This window comes from Vibrio sp. 1402, assembly GCF_033340275.1.
Genome location: NZ_JAWOWE010000507.1, coordinates 1 through 575 on the forward strand (window position 1 = coordinate 1; position 575 = coordinate 575).

Annotated in this window: 1 protein-coding gene; it reads left to right on the forward strand. The window is 44.5% G+C overall.

The genetic code is table 11. From position 1 onward, the window contains the following. On the forward strand, positions 1-575 hold a 575-nt coding region (gene lptD / locus R7044_RS26950), incomplete at both ends, for an LPS assembly protein LptD (RefSeq protein WP_225456197.1).

The following is a 575-nucleotide window of genomic DNA, read 5'->3' on the forward strand; positions in this document are numbered from 1 at the left end:
CAACACGCGTAAAACCGGTTTCCTATTCCCTTCTCTTTCTTACGGTTCTAGTGACGGTATGGAAGTGGAAGTGCCATTTTACTGGAACATCGCGCCTCAATACGACATGACACTCACTGCACTCTACATGCAGCAACGTGGCACCAAACTCGACACCGATTTCCGTTACCTAACCGATGGCTGGGGTGAAGGTAAACTGAAAGGCGAATACCTCAACAGCGATAAAAAATATCAAGATGATTCTCGCTGGGGTTACCAAGTTAAGCACGATGGTATTATCAATAAACAGTGGATTGTGAAAGCTGATTACTCACAAGTCAGTGACATTGATTACTTCCTAGATTTGGACTCTGACATCGGTAACCGTGAAGACGGCCAGTTAGTCCAAGAAGGACATGTGCAGTACCGTTCAGATTTCTGGGATGCGTCTTTAACCGTTCGAGATTTCCAAATCCTCTTGAAAGAAGAAAACCGTCCATATCGTTTACTTCCTCAATTAGATTTGAACTACTACACGCCGTTGTGGGGTGATCACCTTAACTTCGACGTAAAAAGCCAAGTCAGCCGTTTTGACA